The organism is Burkholderia sp. 22088, from assembly GCF_052045915.1.
Classification (GTDB): domain Bacteria; phylum Pseudomonadota; class Gammaproteobacteria; order Burkholderiales; family Burkholderiaceae; genus Burkholderia; species Burkholderia cepacia.
In genome coordinates this window covers 1-22333 of record NZ_JBQEPY010000020.1, presented here as the reverse complement: position 1 = coordinate 22333, position 22333 = coordinate 1, and the positions used below count along the sequence as shown (strand labels likewise).

Below are 22333 nucleotides of genomic sequence, written 5' to 3'. Positions count from 1 at the left end.
ACGGCGCGCGGCCGGCGCGCCGTCCCCCGTGGAGTGAGACATGACGAAGAGACACTGGACCGGGTCGTATGGCTCGATCCCCGCCGAGATCGATCCCGATCGCCATCCTTCCGTAAGCGCGCTGCTGGACGACGCGATGCACCGTTTCGCCGATCGTCCGGCGTTCCATTCGTACGGCCGCACGCTCACCTATGCCGACGTCGACCGCCTGTCGACGGCGCTGGCCGCTTATCTGCAGCAGGTCGTGGGCGTGCGCAAGGGCGATCGCGTGGCCGTGATGCTGCCCAACGTGCTCGCGTTTCCGGTCGCGTTCGTCGCGGTCGCGAAGATCGGCGCGATCCAGGTCAACGTGAACCCGCTCTACACGGCGCGCGAGCTCGAGCATCAGCTCAACGACGCAGGCGTCGAAGTCGCCCTGGTGTGCGGCGGGTCGATGGGCACGTTCGCCGAGGTGGTCGGCGGCACGCGCGTGCGTACCGTGCTGAGCGTCGGGCGCGGCGATCTCGGCGTCGTCGATGCGCCGGCCGGTGCATGCGACGCGCTGCCGCCCGGTTCGATCCCGCTCGCCGACGCCATCGCCGCCGGCGAATCGCTCGCGTTCGAGCCGGTGCCGCTCGGCGGCGCGGACCTGCTGCTGCTGCAGTACACGGGCGGCACGACCGGCCTGTCGAAGGGGGCCGCGCTGTCGCACCGCAACCTCGTCGCGAACATCGCGCAGTTCGGCGCGATCGTGCCGGCCGCGCGCGAGCCGGGCGAGGAGGTCGTCGTCACGGCGATCCCGATGTATCACATCTTCGCGTTGACGGTGAACTTCCTGTCCTACTTCGCGATCGGCGCGCAGAACTGGCTGGTCGCGAACCCGCGCGACATGGACGGTTTCATCGACGTGCTGAAGGCCGCGCGGCCGACGGTGTTCGTCGGCGTGAACACGCTGTATGCGGGGCTCGCCGGCCATCCGCGCCTGACGGAAGTCGACTGGTCGCGGCTGAAGCTGTCGGCCGGCGGCGGCGCGGCCGTGATCGACGTGATCTCGTCGCGCTGGAAGGCGGTGACGGGCAACTTCATCCGCGAGGGTTACGGGCTGTCGGAAACGTCGCCGGTCGTGTCGTTCAACCCGCAGTCGATCGACACGTTCACGGGCACCACGGGCCTGCCGCTGCCGTCGACCGACGTGAAGCTGCTCGACGACCAGGATCGCGAAGTCGCGATCGGCGAAGCCGGCGAAATCTGCGTGAAGGGGCCGCAGGTGATGAGCGGCTACTGGCAGAAACCGGACGCGAATGCGGCCGCGTTCACGGCCGACGGCTATTTCCGCACGGGTGACGTCGGCGTGTTCGACGAAGCCGGTTTCCTGCGGATCGTCGACCGCAAGAAGGACATGATCATCGTGTCGGGCTTCAACGTGTACCCGAACGAGGTGGAAGCCGTCGCGACCGCCATGCCGGGCGTTGCCGAATGCGCGTGCATCGGCGTGCCGGACGCGCGCACGGGTGAGGCCGTCAAGCTGTTCGTCGTGCTGGCGCAGGATGCGTACGTCTCGGAGGAACAACTCGTCGCGCATTGCCGCGCGAGCCTCGCGGCCTACAAGGTGCCGAAGCTGATCCGCTTCGTTGACCGCCTGCCGAAGTCGACCGTCGGCAAGATCCTGCGCCGGGAACTCAGCCGCACCGACTGATGGCGTCGGCGCGCCGCGCAAGGCCCGGCGCGCCCCGGGCCCGGAAGGCTCCGCGCGGGCCGCTCAAGTACAATGCGAGCGGTTCGACCGACGGGGACGCGATGACCGGTTCAGATGCACTTTCCGCCCAGCCCGGGCCCGGGCGGGCGCTGCCTTCGCCGAGCGCGACGGTGCCGATCTCGCTCGTCAACGGCTTCCTCGCGAGCGCGGGCGTGCAGCGCGACGTGGTCGAGCGCTACCTGCGCGGGGCCGGCATCCCGATCGAGCTGCTCGGCGAACCGCATGCGCGCGTGACGGAGGAGCAGTTCTCGACGCTGTACCGCACGCTCGCGATCGACCTCGACGACGAGATGCCCGGCATCTTCTCGCGCCCGCTGCGCGGCGGCACGCTGAAGTACCTGTGCCTGAGCCTGCTCGACGCGCGCAACCTCGAAACGGCGCAGTATCGTTTCGGGCAATTCTTCCATATCCTGCTCGACGATTTTTTCGTCGAATCGAAGCGCGACGGCCTCGTCGCGCAGGTGCTGCTGCGCCCGAACGACGCGATCGGCCCGATCGGCGCGCTCGGCCAGGAGCTGATGCTCAAGCTCGTGCACGGCGTGTGCTCCTGGCTGATCGGGCAGAAGATCCCGCTGCTGCAGATCGAGTTCGCGTGCCCGCGGCCGCGCCATGCGGTCGACCACCTGTATTTCTTTACCGGCTCCGTGGCGTTCGACTGCGAGCGCACGCTGATGCGCTTCAGCGCGGACTACCTCGATGCGCCGATCCGGCAGAGCAAGCGCAACCTGCGCAAGTTCCTCGCGCGCGCGCCCGGCGACTGGATCTTCGAATCGTTCAGCGAACAGCTCGTGTGCCATCGCGTGCGGCAGTACCTGTCGGCCGCGTTGCCCGACCTGCCGGTGATCGACCAGGCGGCCGAGCACCTGCATTGCTCGGTGCGCACGTTGAGCCGCCACCTGGCCGCCGAAGGGACGACGTTCCAGGTGCTCAAGGACGAACTGCGGCGCGACATCGCTATCCAGCGGCTGACCGACACGCCCGACACGATCGCGGCGATCGGCGCCGACATCGGCTTCGACGATCCGAGCGCGTTCCATCGCGCGTTCCGGCACTGGACGGGGAGCACGCCGGGTACTTACCGGCGGCGCGCGTAAAGCATCGCTTCAAAGGTTCAAGGGTCAAGGTAGCCGGCTCCCATAACCGGCTCCCTTCTCGCGTTCCCATGGACGGCTCCCATGTCCGATACCGAACGCAGGAATCGCCACCGCGTGAATTCGGCGGGGCCTCGAAGCCGGTCTACTCGACCGCGACACAGGCCGCCGTGCTGCCCAACGTCGCCGCCCGCAGGTAGCGATCGCGGTCGGCCAGCCAGTCCTTGCGTTCGCCGCGCCAGCCTACCGCATGGATCTTGTCCATCTGGCGCGCGGCAACGGTTGCCGCGCAGGCCAGGCCGGGGAGCGGGATGTCGAGCAGGCGCCAGCGGCCCGCATGCGGCGTATCAACCTCGCGGAAGGGCCCCACAAACGGCGCCAGCGACGCGAGCGTCGCGCCGTGTCCGCTTCCGCATGCATTCGAGAGGCTGTCCAGCCGAAGCTGGTCGCGCGATGCCGGGCCGGCGTACGTGCCGGCTTGCGCCATGCCCAGCCCGATCGGGCCACGGGCGATCGCGATCACGATCCAGATACCGGCGTGGCCGACCACGATGTCGAGCCCGTCCAGCGAGTCGCAGCCCGCGATCGCGATATGGTCGGCCTCGCGCTCGATCAGGGTGAGCTCGTCGGCGGCGCGGCCGGCCAGCGTCCCCAGGATCGCGCGCAGCGCCGACCGGCCGATCGCGAAGCGGCGGCCGTGCGCGCGGTTCGGATGCATCCTGGCACGCCGCAGTTCCGTCTTCGACAGGCAGAGATGGCCTTGTTCGCTGGTGACGAGCTGCCATTCGCCGCGCAGTCGCCACAACAGGATCTCGCCCGGATCGGGGAGCCGCGTCGGACATGACGCCAGCGTGTGCGAGCCGGTGATCGTCAGGGCGGGATAGCGCATGCCGGCCCTCGTGTCGGTGGCGGATGCGACGTGGCCCGGCGTGCCGGCCCTGTCATGCCTGTTGTCCGGTTTGCAGCGCGTCGTTGCCCGGATGCTGCCGCGTGAGCCGGGCGGCGAGCGAGACGGCCTGCCCGAACGACGCCACCGCGTGATGCGGAATCCCGAATGCCTTGACGGCGACCTCGCCCTGCGCGGCCACTTCCGCGCGCCGGTCGGGATCGGGTTCGACGCTGACGAGCGCCTTGCAGACGGCGCCCAGTGCGACCTTGTTCTGCTTGAGCCAGACCGCGCGGTGCTTGCGGTCGTCGTGGCTCTCGTCGGTGTCGAGTTCGACGTAGACGATCACGAACGGCTCGCCGTGGCGCATCAGCGTGTCGATCTCGCCTTCCCAGCGCGGCGCGTAGCCCGGTGTCGCGTGTTCGGGGCGAAACACGCAGACCGGAAAGAGATGGATGTCGTGCAGCGCGAAATCATTCGGATTGAGAGCGGACATCGAGGGTTCTCCGTTGGATGAGCGACGCCGAAGCGTCGGGTGGCCGTGCGTGGGCATTCAATGCGCGCTCGCTTGCGCCGCGCGGGCCTGCGCGACCGGCGGCGCGGCGCGCCAGCCGACGCCGAGCGACTTGTAGAGCGCGATCGCGCCCTGCACCTGGGCGAGCCGGCTGAGCGCGAGCGCGTCGCGGGCGCGGTACGTGGCGCGCTGCGCCGTGAGCACCGACAGGTATTCGCCGAGGCCGTTGCGATACAGCCGAGTCGCGCGCGACTGCGCATCCTGGCTGCTGTCGACCGCCGCGGCGAGCATGGCTTGCTGGTCGCGCGCGGCGCCGATCGCCACCAGCGCGTCCTCGACATCGCGAAACGCGCCGCGGATGCGCTGCTCGTAGGCGAGCCGGGCGGCCTCGGCGGCCGCACGCGCGGCGTCGACGCCGGCTTTCGCGCGGCCGCCGTCGTACAGCGTCTGCGTGCCGTCGAGCGCGACCGACCATGCGACGCTCGCGCCCGAGAACAGGTCCTGCACGAGGCTCGCCGTCGTGCCGAGGCTCAGCGGAATCGCGAAATGCGGAAACTGCTCGGCGCGCGCGACGCCGATCTGCGCGGTCGCGGCGGCGAGCCGCCGTTCGGCGGCGCGAATGTCGGGGCGCTCGCGGATCACGTCCGACGGCAGCGTGACGGGCAGCGCGGGCGCGACCGGCAGGGTCGCGCCGGGCGCGCTCAGCGAGTCGCGCAGCGTTTCCGGAAAACCGCCGACGAGCACGCCGATCGCGTGGGCGAGCCGTGCGACGTCCTGCTGCAGCGGCGGCACCGCAGCCTGCGCGAGCTGCAGTTCGGCACGCGCCTGCGCGACCGCGAACGACGTGCCGAGGCCGCGCCGGTTCGAGCGCTCGGTCAGCTGCCGCGTGGCGTCGAGGCTCGCGACGTTGTCCGTTGCGATCCGCAGCCGCTCCTGGGTCGCGCGCAGTTCCGCGTAATCGGATGCAAGCTCGGCCAGCAGGCTCACGAGGATCGCGTGGCGATCGTCGTCGAGCGCGTCGATCTGCGCATCGGCCGATTCGACCGCGCGTCGCGTGCCGCCGAACAGGTCGAGTTCCCACGACGCATCGAAGCCGAGCCGGTAGGTGCGCGACTGGCCGATCCCGGGCGGCCATTCGAGCGCGCGCGACGAGCGCAGCGCATCGGCGTTCCCGCCCGCGGTGACGGTCGGGCCGAGGCGGCTCGCGATCTGGTCGCGTTCGGCGCGCGCCTGCAGCAAGCGCTGGCGCGCGATCGCGAGATCCTGGTTGTGCGCGATCGCCTGCTCGACCAGCGCATCGAGCTGCGCATCGCCGAACGCGCGCCACCAGTCCTGCAACTGCGCGGGGTCGGCCGTCACCGTGTCGCGCGGCGCGCTCCAGCCGGGCGGATGCGCGGGCTGCGGCGCCACGTAATCGGGGCCGACCGTCGTGCATGCGGCGAGCGCGCACGCGCAGGCCGCGACGAAGGCGCGCACGCGGCACGTCGCGCGCACCGGAGGGAACGGGCATCGCATCGTCGCCTCCGTCACATCCACGCGTGCAGCCACGACGCGAGCCGGCCGCGCGGCGTGCGCTCGCGCCCGTGTTCGCCGACTTCGACGCTGCACGTCATGCCGGCCGCCAGCAGCACGCCGGCCGGCACCCGGTCGATCTCGATGCGCACCGGAATGCGCTGCGCGAGCCGCACCCAGCTGAAGGTCGGGTTGACGGCCGGTAGGCCGAGTTCGTCGAGCGTGCCGTTTTCGTCGGCGATGCCGCGGCCGATGCTCGTCACGTGCCCGCTCAGCAGCGGATCGAAGCCCATCAGCCGGATCGTCGCGGGTGCACCCGTCGCGACGCGGCGCAGCTTGGTTTCCTCGAAATAGCCGGTGATCCAGAAGCTGTGCGCGTCGAGCACCGAGATGCCGGGCTTGCCTTCGACCGCGTAGTCGCCGTGACGCAGGCGCAGCTGCGTCACGTAACCGTCGACCGGCGAGCGCAGCGTCGTGCGTTCGAGGTCGAGCTTCGCGACGTCGAGCGCGGCCAGCGCCTTGCGGTGCTCGGCCTGCGCGATCGCCACCGCGCGGCTCGAGCGCTGGATGTCCTCCCGCGGCACGAGATCGTCGAGGCCGGTGCGCCGCTGCGCTTCGTCGCGCTTCTGGCGCATCGACTCGGCGGTCGCGGTGACCTGCGCCTCGGCCTGTTCCACCGCCAGCGCGAAGCGCTGCGGATCGATCCGGTACAGCACGTCGCCTTTCGCGACGCGCTGGTTGTCGACCACCGCGACTTCGACGACGGTGCCCGATACTTCGGGCGCGATCCGCACGACGTGCGCGCTGACACGCGCGTCGCGCGTCCACGGCGCGAGGACGTATGCATGCCAGAGCGCGGCGACCAGCACGATCGCCACGGCCACGGTGGCGAGCGTCAGCAGGGAGCGGGTGAGGGGTTTGAGCGACATGACGCGATACGTTCCGACGGAAGGCTAGAAATAGAGGATCAGCGCGGCGACCAGCACGAGCGAAATCGCGAACTCGAACAGCGCCGGATGCCACACGCGGCGCAGCACGCCGAGCCGGGCGAGCAGCGCGCGCACGGCCAGGTAGAGCGGCACGGTCGCGCACGCATAGACGAAAAAGGGCGGCAGGTAGATGCCGGCCAGCGGGAATTCACTGAGCATCGCGGGCGCGCTCCGGAACGGCGGTGAAATAGGCGGCGTACGTGTGCAGCAGCACGTAGACGTCGGCGAACGCGGCCATCAGCCACTTCAGTTCGGTGTTGCCCGGCTGCGCGGCGGCGAGGCCGGCCAGCGCGTGCGCGGCGCGCCGTGCATGCCGGGCCGCGCGCGGCGGGGCCGCCGCGTGCCGCGCGAGGCCCGCGAGCCCCGCCCGCACGCATCGCCGCGCGGGGTCGGGCAGGCCGTCGCGCGCGGCACCGCGGCGGATCCGCAGCAGCTCCTTGCCGACGTGCAGTGCCGCGAGCGCCTCGATGCTCGCCTGCGTCATCGCGGCGGGCTGGCCCGCGAGCAGCGCGCCGAGCTGCGCGATGCGGTGCTGCTGGCGCTGCTGCCAGCCCGCCGCCGTGACGCGCCGGCCGGCCACGAGCGCGAGCGTGTCGTCGCGGATCGTGCGGCGCAGCCGCGTGGCGTCGGTGGCCAGGTTGCCTGGCAGGATCAACCGGAACGTGAGCAGCGTGAGGAACGTGGCGAGCACCCACGCGACCGACTGGTTCAGGAACAGCGCAACGTCGGGGCGGAACGGATTGGTCGCGCCGGTCAGCGTGTTGAACGCGACGAGATAGGCGAGCCCCGCGAGCGCGGTCTTCGGCACGCTCGTCGCGTAGATGCCGGGCATCCAGAACAGCGCGAGCGCGACGACGAGCAGCGGAAAGCCTTCGATGCGCGGCAGGATGCCGAACGCGCACACGAACGCGGCCGGCACGGCGAGCACCGTGCCCTTGATGAACGCCTGCGCGCCGGCGGCCGGGTTGCCTGCGGTCGCGAGCAGCGCGCAGTACGGCGCGACGACGAGCAGCATCATGTCGCCCTGGTTCCAGCCGGTCGCGAGCCAGAATGCGCCCGAGATCACGATCGCGCACGCGGCGCGCACGCCGTTGCGCAGGGCCGCGCCCGTGTCGCGGTGAAAGCGCACCCGCGCGGGCCGGTAGCCCGGGCGCGGGCGCTGCAATTCGACGAGCCCGTCGAGCGCCGCGCGGTAGTCGTCGATCTGTTCGATCAGCCGCTCGCCGGCGATCAGCAACGCCGCATCGTCGCGCGGATCGCCGAGCGCGATGCCGTCGAGTGCGTCGCGCAGGCGTTCGCGCGCATCGCCGAGCAGTGCACGCGCGTGCGTCGCGCCGCCGGGGCCGTCGCCCAATGCGTCGGCGGCGGCCTGCCACGCGGCCGCGAGACGCGGCTGAAGCGATGCGACCGCGCGCGCGCCGGGGCTGTCGGCCGGCAGCGGCGGCATGCCGCCCGCGAGCGCGCCGAACAGCGAGGCCATCCCGTGCCGCACGGCGGCCGCGCGTTGCGCGAGATCCTCCGATTCGGCCTTGCCGAGCGCGAGCAGATCGTCGATGCCGTAGATGCCGGCGAACAGCGCGTGCCGCTTGTCGTCGGCCGGTGCCGCCGCGAGGCCGTTGCGCTGCGCGGCGATGACCCGCGCGACGTCGGCGGTGACGCGCGTCACCAGCGCGTCGAGTTTCGCGTGCACGTCGCGCGTGCCGAGCAGCATCGACACGAGGCTCAGGCACAGCACGCCGATCGCGACCGTCGAGCCGCGCCCGATCACGTGTTCGAAGGTCAGCTCGGGATGCTGCATCGCGCCGTAGGTCGCGAGGCCGATCGTGTAGCCGGCCACGACGGTGCCCGACGCGCGGAAGTGCCGCAGCAGCGTCATGCCCGCGACGCAGACGCCGAGCCAGAACGCGAAGCCGAGGATGAACAGCAGCGGCTGCTGCGCGAAGCAGCCCATCAGCACGAACGCGACGACCATCCCCGCGATCGTGCCGACCACGCGCCACACGCCCTTGCCGATCACCGCGCCCTGGACGGGATTGATCACGAGCAGCACCGTCGACGCGGCCGAATACGGCGTTTCCAGTTCGAGCAGGTACGCGACGCCGAGCGCGAGCGCGGCGGCGATGACCGAGCGCGCGACATACGCGCCGCGCGGCGTGAAGATGTCGATGCGCGCGATCAGCGCCGCGGCCGCGCGAGTCAGGCGGCGGGGCGGCGCCGCGACGGCGCGCGTCTGATCTGCTGCGTCATGCACTGCACTCGCTCCATGAGAAAGGACGAAGCCAGTCTACGGTCGCGCCATGCATGCCGAACAGTGACGTCTTTGCACTCGACGAGTGCGTGCAACGCATCCGTCATGCATGCGCCGCACGCAGCGCCGGCTGGCCGGTGCACAGCCCGCGCACGACACGCCGCAACCACTGGTGCGCGGGGTCGCTCTGGAAGCGCGGATGCCACGCCTGCGTGATCAGCACGGTTTCGAGCGGCACCGGCAGTTCGAACGTGCGCACGCCGAGCCCGGCCCGCACCGCGCCGCGCGCGAGATGCTCGGGCAGCGGCAGGATCAGGTCCGACGCCTGCAGCGCGAAGATCGCCGCATACGGCGTCGGCACGACGAGCAGCACGTGGCGCGCGAGCCCGCGCGCGGCGAGCGCGTCGTCGATCGGCCCCGCCGACTTGCCGCGCCGCGAGACGCCGATATGCGGCCAGCGCGCGAAGCGCTCGGGCGTGATGTCGTCGTCGAAGATCGGATGGTCGTGGCGCGCGAGGCCGACGAAGGTCGTCGTGAACAGCGGCTGCACGCGAATCTCCGGCCCCAGGCGGCGCGACGCGCTGATGAAGAGGTCGATGCGGCCGCTGCGCAATGCGTCGTCGTCGACGTCGTCTTCCTCGGGCATGAAGCGCAGCATCGCGCGCGGCATCCCGCGCGCCATCTCCTCCAGCAGCCGGCTGCTGTGCAGGCCGACGAAGACGTCGTTCGCACGCACGTTGAACTGCTTGTCGAGCGTGCCGAGATCGATTTCCGCAGACGGCGCGAGCAACTGCGATGCGCGCTCCACGGTTTCGCGGACGACGCCGCGCAGTTCGAGCGCACGCGGCGTCGGCACCATCTTGCGGCCGGCCTGCACGAAGATCGGGTCGCCGACCGTTTCGCGGATGCGCGCGAGCGTACGGCTCATCGCGGGCGGGCTGAGGTTCATGCGGCGTGCGGCGCCGACGACGCTGCCCTCTTCGAGCAGCGCATCGAGCGAAATCAGCAGGTTCAGGTCGGGTGCCATCGGCTTCTCCGTTTCATCGCGTGCATGCGGCGCAATGGTAGTGCGTGATGTGCGCGCGCAGCGTGACTGCAGCGCACGCAACGATTGCGTGCCGCATCACGCGTGACGCACGCATCGCTGGGGGCGTGTTTCCTCGAGCACACGGGCCTAATGCGAACCCCGCGAACGAATGCTCGAAACAACGGCACGTGCGCCCGTTACCCGCCGCCGGCATCGGACGGCAGCGAGCGGACGGCGGCGAACGCGCCGTTCACGTACATCAGCGGGTTCACGTCGGCGGACATCGCGACGCGCGTGACCCGCCCGACCAGAATCGAATGCGAGCCGATCTCGACCTGTTCGAGCGTGTCGCAGAAGAACGACGTCTGCGCGTTCTCGAGATAGGGCAGGCCCGTCGCCACGTCGGTACGCCATGCGTCGTGCGCGAAACGCGCGTCGGAGCCCGTCGTGCTGCACGCGAGCGCGAGCGGCACGTGGCAGCTTCGCAGCGCGTTCACGCAGAAGCGCCGGCGGCCGGTGATCGACGCGTGAATGCTCGCGCGCCGGTTGATGCACACCAGCACGGTCGGCGGATCGAGCGCGACCGACGTGAACGAGCTGGCGGTCAGCGCGCACGGTGCGGCGGCGGCGCCGTCGCCGCCGGTCGTCACGATCGTGACGGTGGCGGCCACGCCGCGCATCGCCTGTTTCAGTTGCTGCGCAATGTCCACGGTGTTCGTCATGATGCGGTCCTGTCGCGAGGAGCCCCGGTACCGCGCAGGTCGCGCCGCGCGGCACCGGGGCGGGCGTCAAAGCTGGTACGCGTCGGCCCAGGTCCAGTGATAGGACTTGAAGTCGGCGCGGCGCGACTTGAGCTCGGCGTCGCGCGCCTGCTGCTCGGGGCCGTCGGGCAGGTGGAATACGCCGCCGTTGCCGGCCGATGCAAGCTGGATCCGCGCGCTGCGGTCGATCCGCAGGCGCTGGTATTCGACCAGCGCGGCGCCGAGCGCGTCCTTCGACGCGAGCCCGGTCACGCACCGGCCGAGCACGACCGCGTCCTCGAGCGCCTGCGCGGCGCCTTGCGACTGGTACGGCAGCATCGGGTGGCACGCGTCGCCGAGCAGGCACACGCTGTCCCATACCCAGCGCGCGAGCGGCTGGCGGTCGTGCAGCGACCAGCGGCTCAGGTCCGACGCGCAGCGGATCAGCCCGACGAGGCGCGGATCCCAGCCGGCGAGCTCGGCCTCGAGCGTCGCGCGGTCGCCCTTGCTGCTCCACGATTCGCGCGTGCTGCCGTCGCCCGGCACGATCACGACGAGGTTCAGCAGCCGGCGGTCGCGCACCCAGTAATGGATCGCGTGCCGGCCGGGCCCGAGCCAGATCGTCACCTGCGGTTCCCTGACGATCTCGAACACGGGCGAGCGCGGGTCGATCGCATCGGCGTCGATCAGCGCGCGATACGCGTCGTCGCCGCTGTAGTGCGGCGCGTCGTCGCCGAGCAGCGCGTGGCGCAGCGTCGAATGAATGCCGTCGGCCGCGACGACGAGATCCGCGCGCCAGCGCGTGCCCGCCGCATCGACGAGCGTCGCGCCGTCCGGCCCGTATGCGTCGAGGCCGCGCACCGCGATGCCGCCGAGGACGGCGACCGGCGGGCCGGCCGTGTACGGGTCGCGCACGGCGTCGAGCAGCGCGGCATGCAGGTCGGCGCGATGCGCGTTCCAGTACGGTGCGTTGAACTCGGCTTCGACAGCGTCGCCGAGCGGGAAGGAACCGAGCAGGCTGCCGTCCTGCCAGCGGCGGCGGATCGTCGCGATCGGGGCGACGGCGGCCAGCCGCTGCCGGTCGAGCACGCCGAGCGCACGCAGCGCGCGCGTCGCGTTCGGCACGACCTGCAGCCCGGCGCCGACTTCCCGAAACGCCCGGCTCTGCTCGAGGACGGTGACCCGATGGCCGGCGCGCCGCAGCGCGAGCGCGGCGGCGAGGCCGCCGATGCCGGCGCCGACGACGATCGTGTCGAGTGACAGGGACGGTGTCATGGGCGAGCCCGTGGTGGATCCGGAAGGAATCGGCATGGCGTCATAGTCCCGGCAGTACGTCGCGGGCGAACACCTCCAGGTTGTTGCTCATCAGTTCGTACGGCTGCGCGCCGTAGTCGATGTGCCACAGGATCGCGTCGAGGCCGAGGTCGGCCTCGAGCGCGCGAATGCGCTGGCGCACGGTGTCGGGCGTGCCGAGCACGGCGGTTGCGTCGAGGTCGGCCGTGTCCATGCCGCCCATCTTGTTCTTCATCGCTTCGTTGTAGCCCTGGTAGGCCGGCGACTGCACCTGCTCCCACGACTTCGCCGCTTCCGCGAAATTGCGCCAGTGATGGCGCAGGCGCGGCTCCGCGAGTGCCAGCGCATGCGCGTCCGACGTGCCGATCATCAGCGGGATGCTGATCGCGACCTGCGGCTTGCGGCCGGTGTGGCCGTGATGGCGCTCGAACGTGTCGCGATAGAGCGCCACCATCTCCTGTGTCTTCGCGAGCGCGGCCTTGCGCGGCGGCGCGGCCATCAGCAGGTTGAAGCCGCGTTCGCCGATCCACTCGAAGCTGGACGGCGTGAGCAGCGCCGCGACCCACACCGGCGGGCGCGGCTGCTGCGTCGGGCGCGGCAGCGATTGCGCGTCGCGGTAGCGGAAGAACGGGGTGTCCTCGCTGGCCGATTCCTCGGCGAGAAGCCGCACCGTCGCGTCGATCGTCTGCTGGAAGCGCGTCTTGCTCGAGTCGAGATCGATGCCGAACGCATCGAATTCGTACGGCAGGAAGGCGCGCGCGAAGCCCAGCTCGAGCCGCCCGTTCGAGATCGCGTCGAGCTGCGCGGCTTCGGCCGCGAGCTGGATCGGATGATGGAACGACGCCTGGATGCCGCCCGTCATCAGGCGGATCGACTTCGTCTGCGCGGCCACGGCCGCGAGGAACATCAGCGGCGACGGACTGTAGCCGCCGTACGGCTTCAGGTAGTGCTCGGTCATCTTCACGTACGTGTAGCCGAGCCGCTCGGACAGCGCGCTGAGCTTCAGCGCCTGGGCGTAATAATCGGCCGCCGGGCGGTCGGCCGGGCCGGTATCGGGCAGGAAGGACACGCCGAACTTCATAGACACCTCACAGGTTGATGTGCTGCCGTTGTCTGCAAAGGGGAAGCGACGCCGCGACGAATGCGTCCCCCGGTCGGGAAACAGGATCGCTCGCAAGGCACTTGCAAGGATGATCCAATCATAGGATGATTGGGTCTATGCAAGTCTTACACGTCGCAAGATTTGCTGCAAGCGTTGCTCAGTTGTCGCTCCAGTTCCGCCCGCAAGCGGGCACCCCGGGGGCAGGCTGAAGTCGAACGGGCCGGCCTTTCCATTTCTGGCGAGGAATCACGGATGAACGCTCTTCTATCGGTTTCTGGCAAGGCGCTCAGGATGCGGCGGGTGGTGCGTGCCGCGTCGGGCAAGTGTCTGATGGTGCCGCTCGATCATTCGCTCGCGGACGGGCCGATCGCCCATCCGCAGCAGTTGCGGCAACTGGTTGGCGACATCGCCGCGCACGGCGGCGACGCGATCGTCGTGCATCGGGGCCGCGCGCGCTTCCTGGCGCCCGACGTGCTGAGCGATCTCGCGCTCGTCGTGCACCTGAACGGTTGCACGCGCTACGCGGAGGACGCGAACGCGAAGACGCTGTTCGCGAGCGTCGAGGACGCGCTGGCGAGCGGCGCGGACGCGGTCAGCGTGCACGTGAATCTCGGCTCGAAAACGGAATCCCAGCAGCTGCTCGACCTGAGCCGCATCGCGACCGAATGCGCGCGCTGGTCGCTGCCGCTGCTCGCGATGATCTATCCGCGCGGCCCCGGCCTCGGCGATCGTCCGCAGGCCGAACTGATCGCCCATGCGGCGAACGTCGCGGCGGATCTCGGCGCCGACATCGTCAAGCTGCCGTACAGCGGCGACGCCGCGAGCATGGCCGACATCATTGCCGGTTCGTCGCTGCCGGTGCTGGTCGCGGGCGGCGCGAAGCTGCCCGAAGACGAGTTCGTCGCGTTCACGTCGCGGGTGATGAACGCGGGCGCGCTCGGCATCGCGGCCGGCCGCAACGTGTTCGCCGCGCCGAAGGCCGCCCCGCTGATCCGCCGCCTGTCGGACGCGGTGCACGGCGTCGAGCGCCGCGCCGCGCACCTGGCCGCCTGATCCGCTGCGCCGGGCCGTCGTACCCGGTCTTTTTCGACCATCGAGGGTTTCCATGCATCGCTATCCGTGGATCGACCTGCGCGCGCTCGGCGCGCAGGCAGGCGCCGTCGCGGCCGACGCGGCGAGGGCCGGCGCGCGCCGCGTCGTGGTGGGCGAGGCCGGTCGCGATACGTGCGCGGCCGGCGCGGCGGCGCTATTGACCGTTTCGACGGCGGGCGTCGCGACGCTGGTCGACGATGCGCATGCGCCGCTCGCGGGCGTTCGCGTGAGGATCGACGGCGCGGCCGATTTCGATGCCGCGCGCGCCGCGATCGCGCGGCACGCGCTCGTCCTGCTCGACTACGCGCTCGCGACCACGATGCCGCTCGAGCGCCTGCTCGAGGGTGTCCGCGACGCCGCGTGCCGCATCGTCGTGTCGCTCGCCGATCCGCACGGCGCGGCCTATCTCGCGCGCAAGCATGCGCAGTCGCCGGTCGACATCGCGTTCGCACCGCGCGATGCGGCGGCGTTGCGCGGCGTGCTGGCCGCGTGCGGCGAGCTGCGCTCGCGCGAGCCGCTGAAGCTGAAGGCATTCGAGGTGCAGCGCGTCGAGCCGCTCGGCGTCGGGCTGCATGCGGTGATCGACGGCTGTTCGCAGCTCGACGGCGAAGAGTGCGTGCTGGCCGGCGCGAGCGCGACCAGCATGCTGCTCGTCGTCGCGGCCGGCGCCGCGCACCCGCCGGGCCGGCCGCTCGTGTTCGGCATCGACGCCGGCTCGGCCGAATCGTTCGTGTTCTGCGGCGGCGACCGCGCGCGCCAGCTTTCGCTGCTGCGTTCGGGCGAGCGGATCCTGACGGTCGGCGCGGCGGGCGACACGCGCGCGATCGTGGTCGGCCGCGTGCGGATCGAATCCGCGCCGCTCGTCGCGTTGCACACGCGCAGCGCATCCGGCACGAGCACGCGTGTCGTGCTGCGCGGCGACCGCGCGGTGCGGTTCCGGACCGACGGCGGCACGGCCGTCGGGCTCGCCGATGTCGCGCCCGGCGTCCGGCTGGCCGGCTACGAGCCGGGCGCCGGCTGGGTGGATTGCCGGATGCGGGCCGCCGCGTCGCGTTCGGCCGTTGCCGTCAGTCGCTAGTTTCACCCTGTCATTCAACCTGCTTTATCCCCTTCGAAGGAGATTGGCCTTGAAGAAGCTTTCCTGGATTGACCTGCGCAACATCGGCGAGCTCGCGGACGAGATCACCGAGGAAGCGCTGCATGTCGGCGTGTCCGCATTCGTCGTGAAGGATGCGGAGCAGGCCGGGCGGCTGCCGCCGAGCGCGTGCAAGGTCGCGGTCGTCGATCGGCAGCCGGCCGATGCCGCGCTGCTCGAGCAGGTGCAGATCGTCCTCGTGAAGGATGGACTGCCGGTCGATTTCGCGGTGCCGGACGGCGTCGAGCTCGGCGTGTTCATCGAAGTGACGGGCGAGGCGACGCTCACGCGCGCGTGCGAGCTGTCGGTGTCCACGCCGTGGCTGCTCGTCGAATTCCTGCAGGACCCGAGCAAGATCCCGCTCGAGATCCTGCTGGCGGCCGCCGATCGCGCGGCGGGCGAGCTGATCACCGTCGTCGCCGACCTGGAGGATGCCGAAGTGACGCTGAACGTGCTGCAGCGCGGCCCCGAAGGCGTGCTGCTTACGCCGACGCAGGTCGGGCAGGCTACGCAGCTCGTGTCGATCTGCAGCGACACGGTCGAGGATCTGCAGCTCGAGGAAATCGAGATCGTCGGGCTCACGCACCTGGGGCCGGGCGAGCGCGTATGCGTCGACACCTGCTCGCGCTTCGAGCAGGACGAGGGAATCCTCGTGGGCTCGTATTCGACCGGCATGATCCTGATCAGCAGCGAGACGCACCCGCTGCCGTACATGCCGACGCGCCCGTTCCGCGTGAACGCGGCCGCGCTCCATTCGTATGTCGTCGCGCCGGACAACCGCACCCGCTACCTCGCCGAGCTTGAATCGGGCGCGGAGATCCTCGCCGTCAACGTGCAGGGCAAGGCACGCCGCGTCGTGGTCGGGCGCGCGAAGGTCGAGACGCGGCCGCTGCTGCTGATCGAGGCGAAGAATGCCGCGAATCGCGCGATCAACATCATTGCGCAGGACGACTGGCACGTGCGCGTGCTCGGGCCGAAAGGCAGCGTGCACAACATCACGGAACTCAAGCGCGGCGACCGCATCCTCGGCTATACGCTCGATGCGCAGCGCCATGTCGGCTACCCGATCCGGGAATTCCTGCACGAGCAGTGATCCGCCTGCTTCGTTGACGATGCGATCGCCCGGTGCATCGTGCACCGGCGCGGTCGAACCCTGTTCAGGAGTGCTTTATGGAAAATGCGGCAAAACAGGTGCTGGATACACTGTTCGGGCGGTGGCGCAGCCGGATCCTGTATGCGGGCACGCGGCTCGGCGTGTTCGATGCGGTCACGACGGATGCACCGGTTTCGTCGGCCGCGCTCGCGGCGACGCTCGACGTCGACGAACCGCTGCTGTACCGGCTGCTGCGTGCGCTCGCCGCGCTCGGGCTGCTCGACGAGGACACGCGGCGCGGCTTCCGGGCCACCGCGGCGGGGGCGCTGCTGCACGCGGACGCCGCGAGTACGTTGCGCGATTTCGTGCTGTTGCAGGAGGGCCCCGAGCACTACGCGATCTGGGCGCACCTGCCCGACATGGTGCGCGAGGGGCAGCAGAACGGCTTCGTCCGCGAGTTCGGCGCGATGGCGTTCGACTATGCGAAGGATCACGAACGCTACCGATGCGATTTCAAGCGCGCGATGTCGAGCTTCTCGACCGTGCAGTCGGAACAGGTCGTCGATGCGCTGCGCGACGTCACGTTCGCGCCGGGCACGCACGCGTGCGATATCGGCGGCGGCCAGGGGCACATGCTGTGCAGCCTGCTGCGGCGGTTCGGCGCGCTGACCGGTGTCGTGTTCGACCTGCCGGAGGTGATCGACGGCGACGCGGACGACTGGGCGCAGCGGATGGGCGTGAGCGCGCGCTGCAGCAAGGCGGGCGGCAACATGTTCGACGCGGTGCCGGCCGCCGACGTCTACCTGCTGAAGCTGATCCTGCACGACTGGAACGACGACGAATGCGTGGCGATCCTCAGGCGGGCACGCGAAAGCGCCCGCGACGGCGCGCGCGTGTTCGTGATCGAGCGGGTCGTGCCGGCGCCGGGCGTCGCGCATTTCTCGAAGCTCTACGACATCCACATGATGTGCTGGGGCAGCGGCCGCGAGCGCACGCGGGCCGAATACGACGCGCTGCTCGTCGCCGCCGGCTGGCGGCCCGCGGGGCTCCGCTCCGCGCCGGACGGGCAGATCGATGTGATCGAGGCCGTCGCCGCGTAGCGCGCACCGGCCATACCGGGCGTACGGTGCCCGTCAGGCGGCGGGCGCCTCGCGCGTCTCGAGCCAGGTCATCTGCGGCTTGAGGATCGCGAGCGTCGCGCGCACCGCCTTGTTCTCGTCGCGCTGTTCGATCGCGTCGAGCACCGCCTGGTGCGCCCGCATGTCCGGCTCGGGGATTTCGGCCTCATCGAGTTCGACGAGGATGTCTTCCACGTTCGCGAGGATCGAGCCCGAGAAATAGCGATACAGCGCTTCGAGTGCGTGATTGTGCGAGGCGGCGGCCACGGCGATGTGAAACGCGCGGTCGCGCTCGACGAACTTCTTCACGTCGCGCGACGCTTCGCGCTCGCCGCGCGCCTTCAGCAGCTTGCGCAGCGTCACGAGATCCTCGTCGGTGCGCCGGCGCGCCGCGTAGCGCGCGCATTCCGTTTCGAGCATGCATTGCAGTTCGAGATGGTCGCTGCGCGCGGCACGATCAACGTTGCGCATCGTTTCGGCCGGATCGACGTTGCGGCGCACATAGGTGCCGTCGCCCTGGCGCACTTCGAGCACGCCGGAATACGCGAGCGTACGGACCGCCTCGCGCACCGTGTTGCGCCCGACTTCGAGCTGCTTCGCGAGATCGAGCTCGGTCGGAATGCGCTGGCCGACGCGCCAGATGCCGGAAGTGATGTTGGACTTGAGGATCTCGATCGCAGAATCGACGAGGGAGTGTCGGGTGGCCGGGGGCAGGCTTGACATTAAGTGTGTCGCTTGAAACTTGAGGGTGTCGCTATCCTATCATCCGATCATTCATTTGGTCGTTCAGGATAACGACATTCAAACGTGACATTTTGTTAACGTCAGACGAATAAACCTGCGGCCGATCGATGCATGCCGCACATTCGTCGATTGCGTCCACCGGCATTTACCCGCGCCGCGTCGGCGTAAATGATTCGCATTCGCTGTTCAGTCGAGGTCGCCGTTGCAAGAGCGGCCCGTCTCCGTACCCAAGGGCGCGACGTATCCGCCGACGCCCGTCTCCGCTTTCCGGATAACCCGACATGAATCGATCACACATCGGCCGCGATGCGCGGCCTGGATTTCCGTTGCCGTGCGCGGCGTTGCGGCGCGTGCCGGGCTGGGCGGCCGTACTGGCCTGCGCGGCTACGATGCCGATCGCCGCTTCGGCTGCCGCGCAAGATGCGCCGGACGCGGGCGAGCCCGCGGATGCGCCGCTGCTCGCGCCGATCGTCGTCGACGGGCGGCGCGAGACGGGCGTCGGCCCCGTGAACGGCATCGCGGCCGACGTGTCGCGCGCGGGCACCAAGACCGACACGGCGATCGTCGAGGTGCCGCAGGGCCTGTCGGTCGTCACGCGCGAACAGATGGACCGGCAGGACGTGCACAGCGTCGGCGAGAGCCTGCGCTACACGCCGGGCACGTACGCGGACTCGCGCCCCGGCGGCGTGCTCGAGAGCGTGTTCCTGCGCGGCTTCGGCGGGTTCGCGGCGGCGGCGATCAATCCGCAGATGCTCGACGGCCTGCCGCTGCCGAAAGGCGTGAACTGGGCCGCGAGCGTCGTCGATCCGTGGACGCTCGAACGCATCGACGTGTTGCGCGGCCCGGCGTCGGTGCTGTACGGGCAGGCGAGCCCCGGCGGCATCGTCGACATGGTCAGCAAGCGTCCGACGCGCGACGCGCAGCACCTGCTCGCCGTGCAGACCGGCAACCGCGATCGCGGGCAGCTCGCGTTCGATTTCAGCGGGCCCGTGACGCAGGACGGCACGTGGCGCTACCGGATCGACGGCCTCGCGCGCCGCGCGGACGAGCAGATCGATTACTCGCGGCAGCAGCGGATCGTCGTCGCGCCGTCGCTGACGTGGCAGCCGAACGCCGATACGAGTTTCACGCTGCTGGGTTCGTTCCAGCGCGATCCGCACAACAACTTCGCGGGCTGGCTGCCGGCCCTCGGCACGCTGTGGCCGGACGCGGGCCGGCGGATGCCGACGCGCTTCTATCCTGGGCTGCCCGGCTTCGACACGTACGACCGCACGCAGGCGATGATCGGCTACGCGTTCGAGCACCATTTCGACTCGACGTGGAAAGTCCGGCAGAACGTGCGCTATACGCATCTCGACGTCGACTTCGCGGGCGCGGCCGTCAATTTCGTCGCGCCTTACCTGGCGCCGGGCGTGCTGAACCGTTCGCTGTCGTGGTCGCGCGAGCACGTGAACCATCTCGCGCTCGACAACCAGGCGGAGATGCGCGTGATGACGGGGCCGGTCGAGCATACGGTGCTGGCCGGGCTGTCGTACGAGCATGCGGTGGCGAACCTCGTCGGGTCGGGGTTCGGCGCGGCGCCGCCGCTCGATACGCGTGCGCCCGATTACGGGCAGCCGTTCACGGCGCCGCCGATCGGGCAGCAGACGCGCCAGACACCCGACCGGATCGGCGTCTACCTGCAGGACCAGGTGCGCTGGGATCGCTGGGTCTTCACGCTCGGCGGGCGCGAGGAATGGTCGCGCACGACGACCGACGACCTGCTGCGCTCCGCGAGCGTGCGGCAGAGCACGCGTGCGTTCACCGGGCGCGCGGGTGCCGTTTATCTGTTCGACAGCGGTTTCGCGCCGTACCTGAGCTATTCGACGTCGTTCGAGCCGGCGCTCGGCACGCGCTTCGACGGCCAGCCGTTCACGCCGACGAAGGCGAAGCAGTTCGAGGTCGGGCTGCGCTACCAGTCGCCGGACCGGTTGCAAAACGCGTCGATCGCCGCGTTCGACATTCGCCAGCGCAATGTGCTGACCGCCGATCCCGAGCATCCGTTCTTCAACGTGCAGACGGGCGAGGTGCGCTCGCGCGGGATCGAGCTGGAAGGGCGGTCGCGCGTCTGGAAGCAACTGGACGTGATCGCCGCGTACACGTATCTCGACACGACGGTGCAGGCCGATACGGACGCGGCCGTCGTTGGCAAGCGCGTGGCGGCGGTGCCGCGCCATCTGGCGTCGCTGTGGCTCGACTACGCGGTCGACCGGCCGGGGCTGCGCGGGCTGAGGGTGGGCGGCGGCATGCGCTACGTCGGGCGCAGCGCGGGCGACAACGTCAATACGTTCGACGTGCCGGCCGTCGTGCTCTTCGATCTCGGGCTGTCGTACGACCTGGGTGTCGAGCGGCCGGCGTGGAAGGGGTGGCGCGTCGCGGCGCACGTGAACAACCTGTTCGACCGGACTTATGTGTCGTCGTGCTTTTCGGCGGGAGGATGCTTCTACGGCACGCGGCTGACGGTGACGGGGGATGTCAGTTACCGGTGGTGATGGCGGGGTGACGATCAGGATGCCGGTGCCGGGTGTGCAGCCGGTGCGGGCTGTAAGCATGCGGCCGGCCCGGTTGCGGCGCCGCACGGATACACTGTCGCCTTCGCGGTACGCATCGCCACAGCCTCGCCCGTCATCCCTGGATTCGTGGAGAGATTGCCCATGAGCATCGTCGTTCGCCGAAACTCGATCGCCATCCCCCTGTGCCGGGTGCTGATCCCGGGCGTGTTGATCGCTTCCGTCGCCGGCTGCGCGGCGACGGCGGTCGAAGACACCGCCATTGCCCCCGATCTGCATGAAACCGTCGTCAAGGTGCCGGTCGACGAAGGGGGGAGCACACGCGACATCGTCGCCACGACCTACATGCCGAACGGCCCCGGGCCTTTTCCGCTGATCGTGCTGAGCCACGGCAGCCCGCCCGATCCGCGCGCACGGCCGAAGGTGGGACGCTACCGCGCGTTGCCGCAGATCCGGACGTTCGTGCAGCACGGTTTCGCGGTCATCGTGCCGATCCGTCGCGGGTACGGTGCGACGGGCGGTGTCGACGAAGAGGATGCGGGGTCGTGCCGGCATCCCGATTACCTCGCTGCCGGCCAGCAGGCCGCGCGCGATGTGCTCGCGGCCGTGCGGTATGCGCAGACGTTGCCGCAGGTGGACCGAAGCCGCGTCGTGCTGGTCGGGCAATCGGCGGGCGGCTTCGCGTCGCTGGCGGCGGCGAGCTACGCGCCGCAGGGCGTGGTCGCGGTGGTGAACTTCTCGGGCGGGCGCGGCGGGAATCCCGCGACGCATCCCGGCATGCCGTGCGATCCGCGGCAGATGGCCGACACGATCGGGCATTTCGCGAGCACGACGCGCGTGCCGGTGCTCTGGCATTACGTGCAGAACGACAAGTATTTCGCGCCGGAAGTCGTGGCGACGTGGTTTGCCGCGTTTCAGGCGGCGGGTGGGCACGGGCAGATGATCGTCGAGCCGCCGTTCGGCAAGAACGGCCACGGGATGTTCGCGGTCAAGGAGGCGATCCCGATCTGGCTGCCGCATTTCGAGGCGTTTGTCGGGCCGCTTGTTGCGGTGAAGTAGGTGGGTTGGGGGGATCGGTTTGGGCCGGGGGGATGGCCGTTGGCGACGGTGGATTCAACCGGTCGATGCAACACACTAGACGCTGCGTAAGCAGTGGAGGTGTTGCAAATGAAACAGCGGCGCAGGATCTACTACACCGAGACTCAAAAGGCACTGATGTGGGAGCGGTGGCGCAAGGGTGACACGCTTCATCAGATTGCCCAACTGTTCGATCGCTACCATTCCTCTATTCAGGGGATTCTCGCCAGGACTGGCGGAATACAGCCAGCGCCTCGACACCGTTCAACGCTGGCCTTGACGCTTGCCGAACGCGAGGAAATCTCGCGCGCAGTCGTCGCCGGCCAGTCGATTCGATCGATAGCGGCGCGGTTAGGACGTGCGCCATCTACTATCAGCCGCGAAGTGC

At 70.0% G+C, this 22333-nt stretch carries 20 protein-coding genes; 9 read left to right on the top strand and 11 right to left on the bottom strand.

Annotated features, from left to right (window positions below; all coding sequences use genetic code 11):
- Window positions 1-40 precede the first annotated feature (40 nt).
- Window positions 41-1675 (top strand): AMP-binding protein, encoded by a 1635-nt coding sequence (locus ACTJLD_RS32080; RefSeq protein ID WP_060082631.1) that lies wholly within the window; start codon window positions 41-43, stop codon window positions 1673-1675.
- Window positions 1675-2829 carry an AraC family transcriptional regulator gene (locus ACTJLD_RS32075; RefSeq protein WP_081066175.1) on the top strand — a complete coding sequence of 385 codons (1155 nt, stop codon included), beginning with the start codon at window positions 1675-1677 and terminating at the stop codon, window positions 2827-2829. The genes ACTJLD_RS32080 and ACTJLD_RS32075 overlap by 1 nt, the downstream gene beginning before the upstream one ends.
- A 142-nt stretch (window positions 2830-2971) precedes the next feature.
- On the opposite strand, the gene ACTJLD_RS32070 is transcribed toward ACTJLD_RS32075, so the two are convergent.
- The 10 genes from ACTJLD_RS32070 to ACTJLD_RS32025 all read right to left on the bottom strand — a co-directional run bounded on the left by ACTJLD_RS32070 (window position 2972) and on the right by ACTJLD_RS32025 (window position 13104).
- A complete protein-coding gene (locus ACTJLD_RS32070; RefSeq protein WP_440660659.1) occupies window positions 2972-3715 on the bottom strand; it encodes a hypothetical protein in 744 nt (247 codons plus the stop codon).
- A 52-nt stretch (window positions 3716-3767) separates the two neighbouring features.
- Complete coding sequence (locus ACTJLD_RS32065; protein ID WP_124672502.1) at window positions 3768-4208, bottom strand: hypothetical protein; 441 nt, start codon at window positions 4206-4208, stop codon at window positions 3768-3770.
- A gap of 57 nt (window positions 4209-4265) precedes the next feature.
- Window positions 4266-5741 carry an efflux transporter outer membrane subunit gene (locus ACTJLD_RS32060; protein WP_440660658.1) on the bottom strand — a complete coding sequence of 492 codons (1476 nt, stop codon included), beginning with the start codon at window positions 5739-5741 and terminating at the stop codon, window positions 4266-4268.
- An 11-nt stretch (window positions 5742-5752) separates the two neighbouring features.
- Window positions 5753-6667: a biotin/lipoyl-binding protein gene (locus ACTJLD_RS32055; RefSeq protein ID WP_440660657.1), complete on the bottom strand. Its 915-nt coding sequence runs from the start codon at window positions 6665-6667 to the stop codon at window positions 5753-5755.
- Between the two features lie 24 nt (window positions 6668-6691).
- The gene (locus ACTJLD_RS32050) at window positions 6692-6886 is read right to left on the bottom strand and encodes a DUF1656 domain-containing protein (RefSeq protein ID WP_060172851.1); all 195 of its coding nucleotides are present in this window, start codon (window positions 6884-6886) and stop codon (window positions 6692-6694) included.
- Window positions 6876-8978 carry an FUSC family protein gene (locus ACTJLD_RS32045; protein WP_124839634.1) on the bottom strand — a complete coding sequence of 701 codons (2103 nt, stop codon included), beginning with the start codon at window positions 8976-8978 and terminating at the stop codon, window positions 6876-6878. The genes ACTJLD_RS32050 and ACTJLD_RS32045 overlap by 11 nt, the downstream gene beginning before the upstream one ends.
- Before the next feature lie 100 nt (window positions 8979-9078).
- Complete coding sequence (locus ACTJLD_RS32040; protein ID WP_059685911.1) at window positions 9079-10002, bottom strand: LysR family transcriptional regulator; 924 nt, start codon at window positions 10000-10002, stop codon at window positions 9079-9081.
- A 197-nt stretch (window positions 10003-10199) separates the two neighbouring features.
- Complete coding sequence (locus ACTJLD_RS32035) at window positions 10200-10724, bottom strand: flavin reductase family protein (RefSeq protein ID WP_440660655.1); 525 nt, start codon at window positions 10722-10724, stop codon at window positions 10200-10202.
- Between the two features lie 66 nt (window positions 10725-10790).
- On the bottom strand, window positions 10791-12017 hold the full coding sequence (locus tag ACTJLD_RS32030) for an FAD-dependent monooxygenase (RefSeq protein WP_124533447.1): 1227 nt from the start codon (window positions 12015-12017) through the stop codon (window positions 10791-10793).
- A gap of 40 nt (window positions 12018-12057) precedes the next feature.
- A complete protein-coding gene (locus ACTJLD_RS32025) occupies window positions 12058-13104 on the bottom strand; it encodes an LLM class flavin-dependent oxidoreductase (RefSeq protein ID WP_230942759.1) in 1047 nt (348 codons plus the stop codon).
- A gap of 285 nt (window positions 13105-13389) precedes the next feature.
- Here ACTJLD_RS32025 and ACTJLD_RS32020 point away from each other — a divergent pair, with 285 nt between their 5' ends.
- From ACTJLD_RS32020 to ACTJLD_RS32005, 4 genes are all read left to right on the top strand, one after another.
- Complete coding sequence (locus tag ACTJLD_RS32020; protein WP_021164281.1) at window positions 13390-14190, top strand: 2-amino-3,7-dideoxy-D-threo-hept-6-ulosonate synthase; 801 nt, start codon at window positions 13390-13392, stop codon at window positions 14188-14190.
- Between the two features lie 52 nt (window positions 14191-14242).
- Window positions 14243-15307, top strand: coding sequence for a 3-dehydroquinate synthase II family protein (locus ACTJLD_RS32015; protein ID WP_059696729.1), 1065 nt, complete (start codon window positions 14243-14245; stop codon window positions 15305-15307).
- A gap of 49 nt (window positions 15308-15356) precedes the next feature.
- Window positions 15357-16457, top strand: coding sequence for a 3-dehydroquinate synthase II family protein (locus tag ACTJLD_RS32010; RefSeq protein WP_021164176.1), 1101 nt, complete (start codon window positions 15357-15359; stop codon window positions 16455-16457).
- Between the two features lie 77 nt (window positions 16458-16534).
- Complete coding sequence (locus ACTJLD_RS32005; RefSeq protein ID WP_440660652.1) at window positions 16535-17557, top strand: methyltransferase; 1023 nt, start codon at window positions 16535-16537, stop codon at window positions 17555-17557.
- A 33-nt stretch (window positions 17558-17590) separates the two neighbouring features.
- On the opposite strand, the gene ACTJLD_RS32000 is transcribed toward ACTJLD_RS32005, so the two are convergent.
- Window positions 17591-18298, bottom strand: coding sequence for a FadR/GntR family transcriptional regulator (locus ACTJLD_RS32000; RefSeq protein ID WP_021164174.1), 708 nt, complete (start codon window positions 18296-18298; stop codon window positions 17591-17593).
- 302 nt (window positions 18299-18600) lie between these two features.
- Here ACTJLD_RS32000 and ACTJLD_RS31995 point away from each other — a divergent pair, with 302 nt between their 5' ends.
- The 3 genes from ACTJLD_RS31995 to ACTJLD_RS31985 all read left to right on the top strand — a co-directional run.
- Window positions 18601-20850, top strand: coding sequence for a TonB-dependent siderophore receptor (locus ACTJLD_RS31995; RefSeq protein WP_440660650.1), 2250 nt, complete (start codon window positions 18601-18603; stop codon window positions 20848-20850).
- A 162-nt stretch (window positions 20851-21012) separates the two neighbouring features.
- Complete coding sequence (locus ACTJLD_RS31990) at window positions 21013-21927, top strand: alpha/beta hydrolase family protein (protein WP_200061129.1); 915 nt, start codon at window positions 21013-21015, stop codon at window positions 21925-21927.
- 108 nt (window positions 21928-22035) lie between these two features.
- Window positions 22036-22333 (top strand): helix-turn-helix domain-containing protein (locus tag ACTJLD_RS31985; RefSeq protein WP_440660759.1); only part of this gene is annotated, 298 nt, incomplete at its 3' end.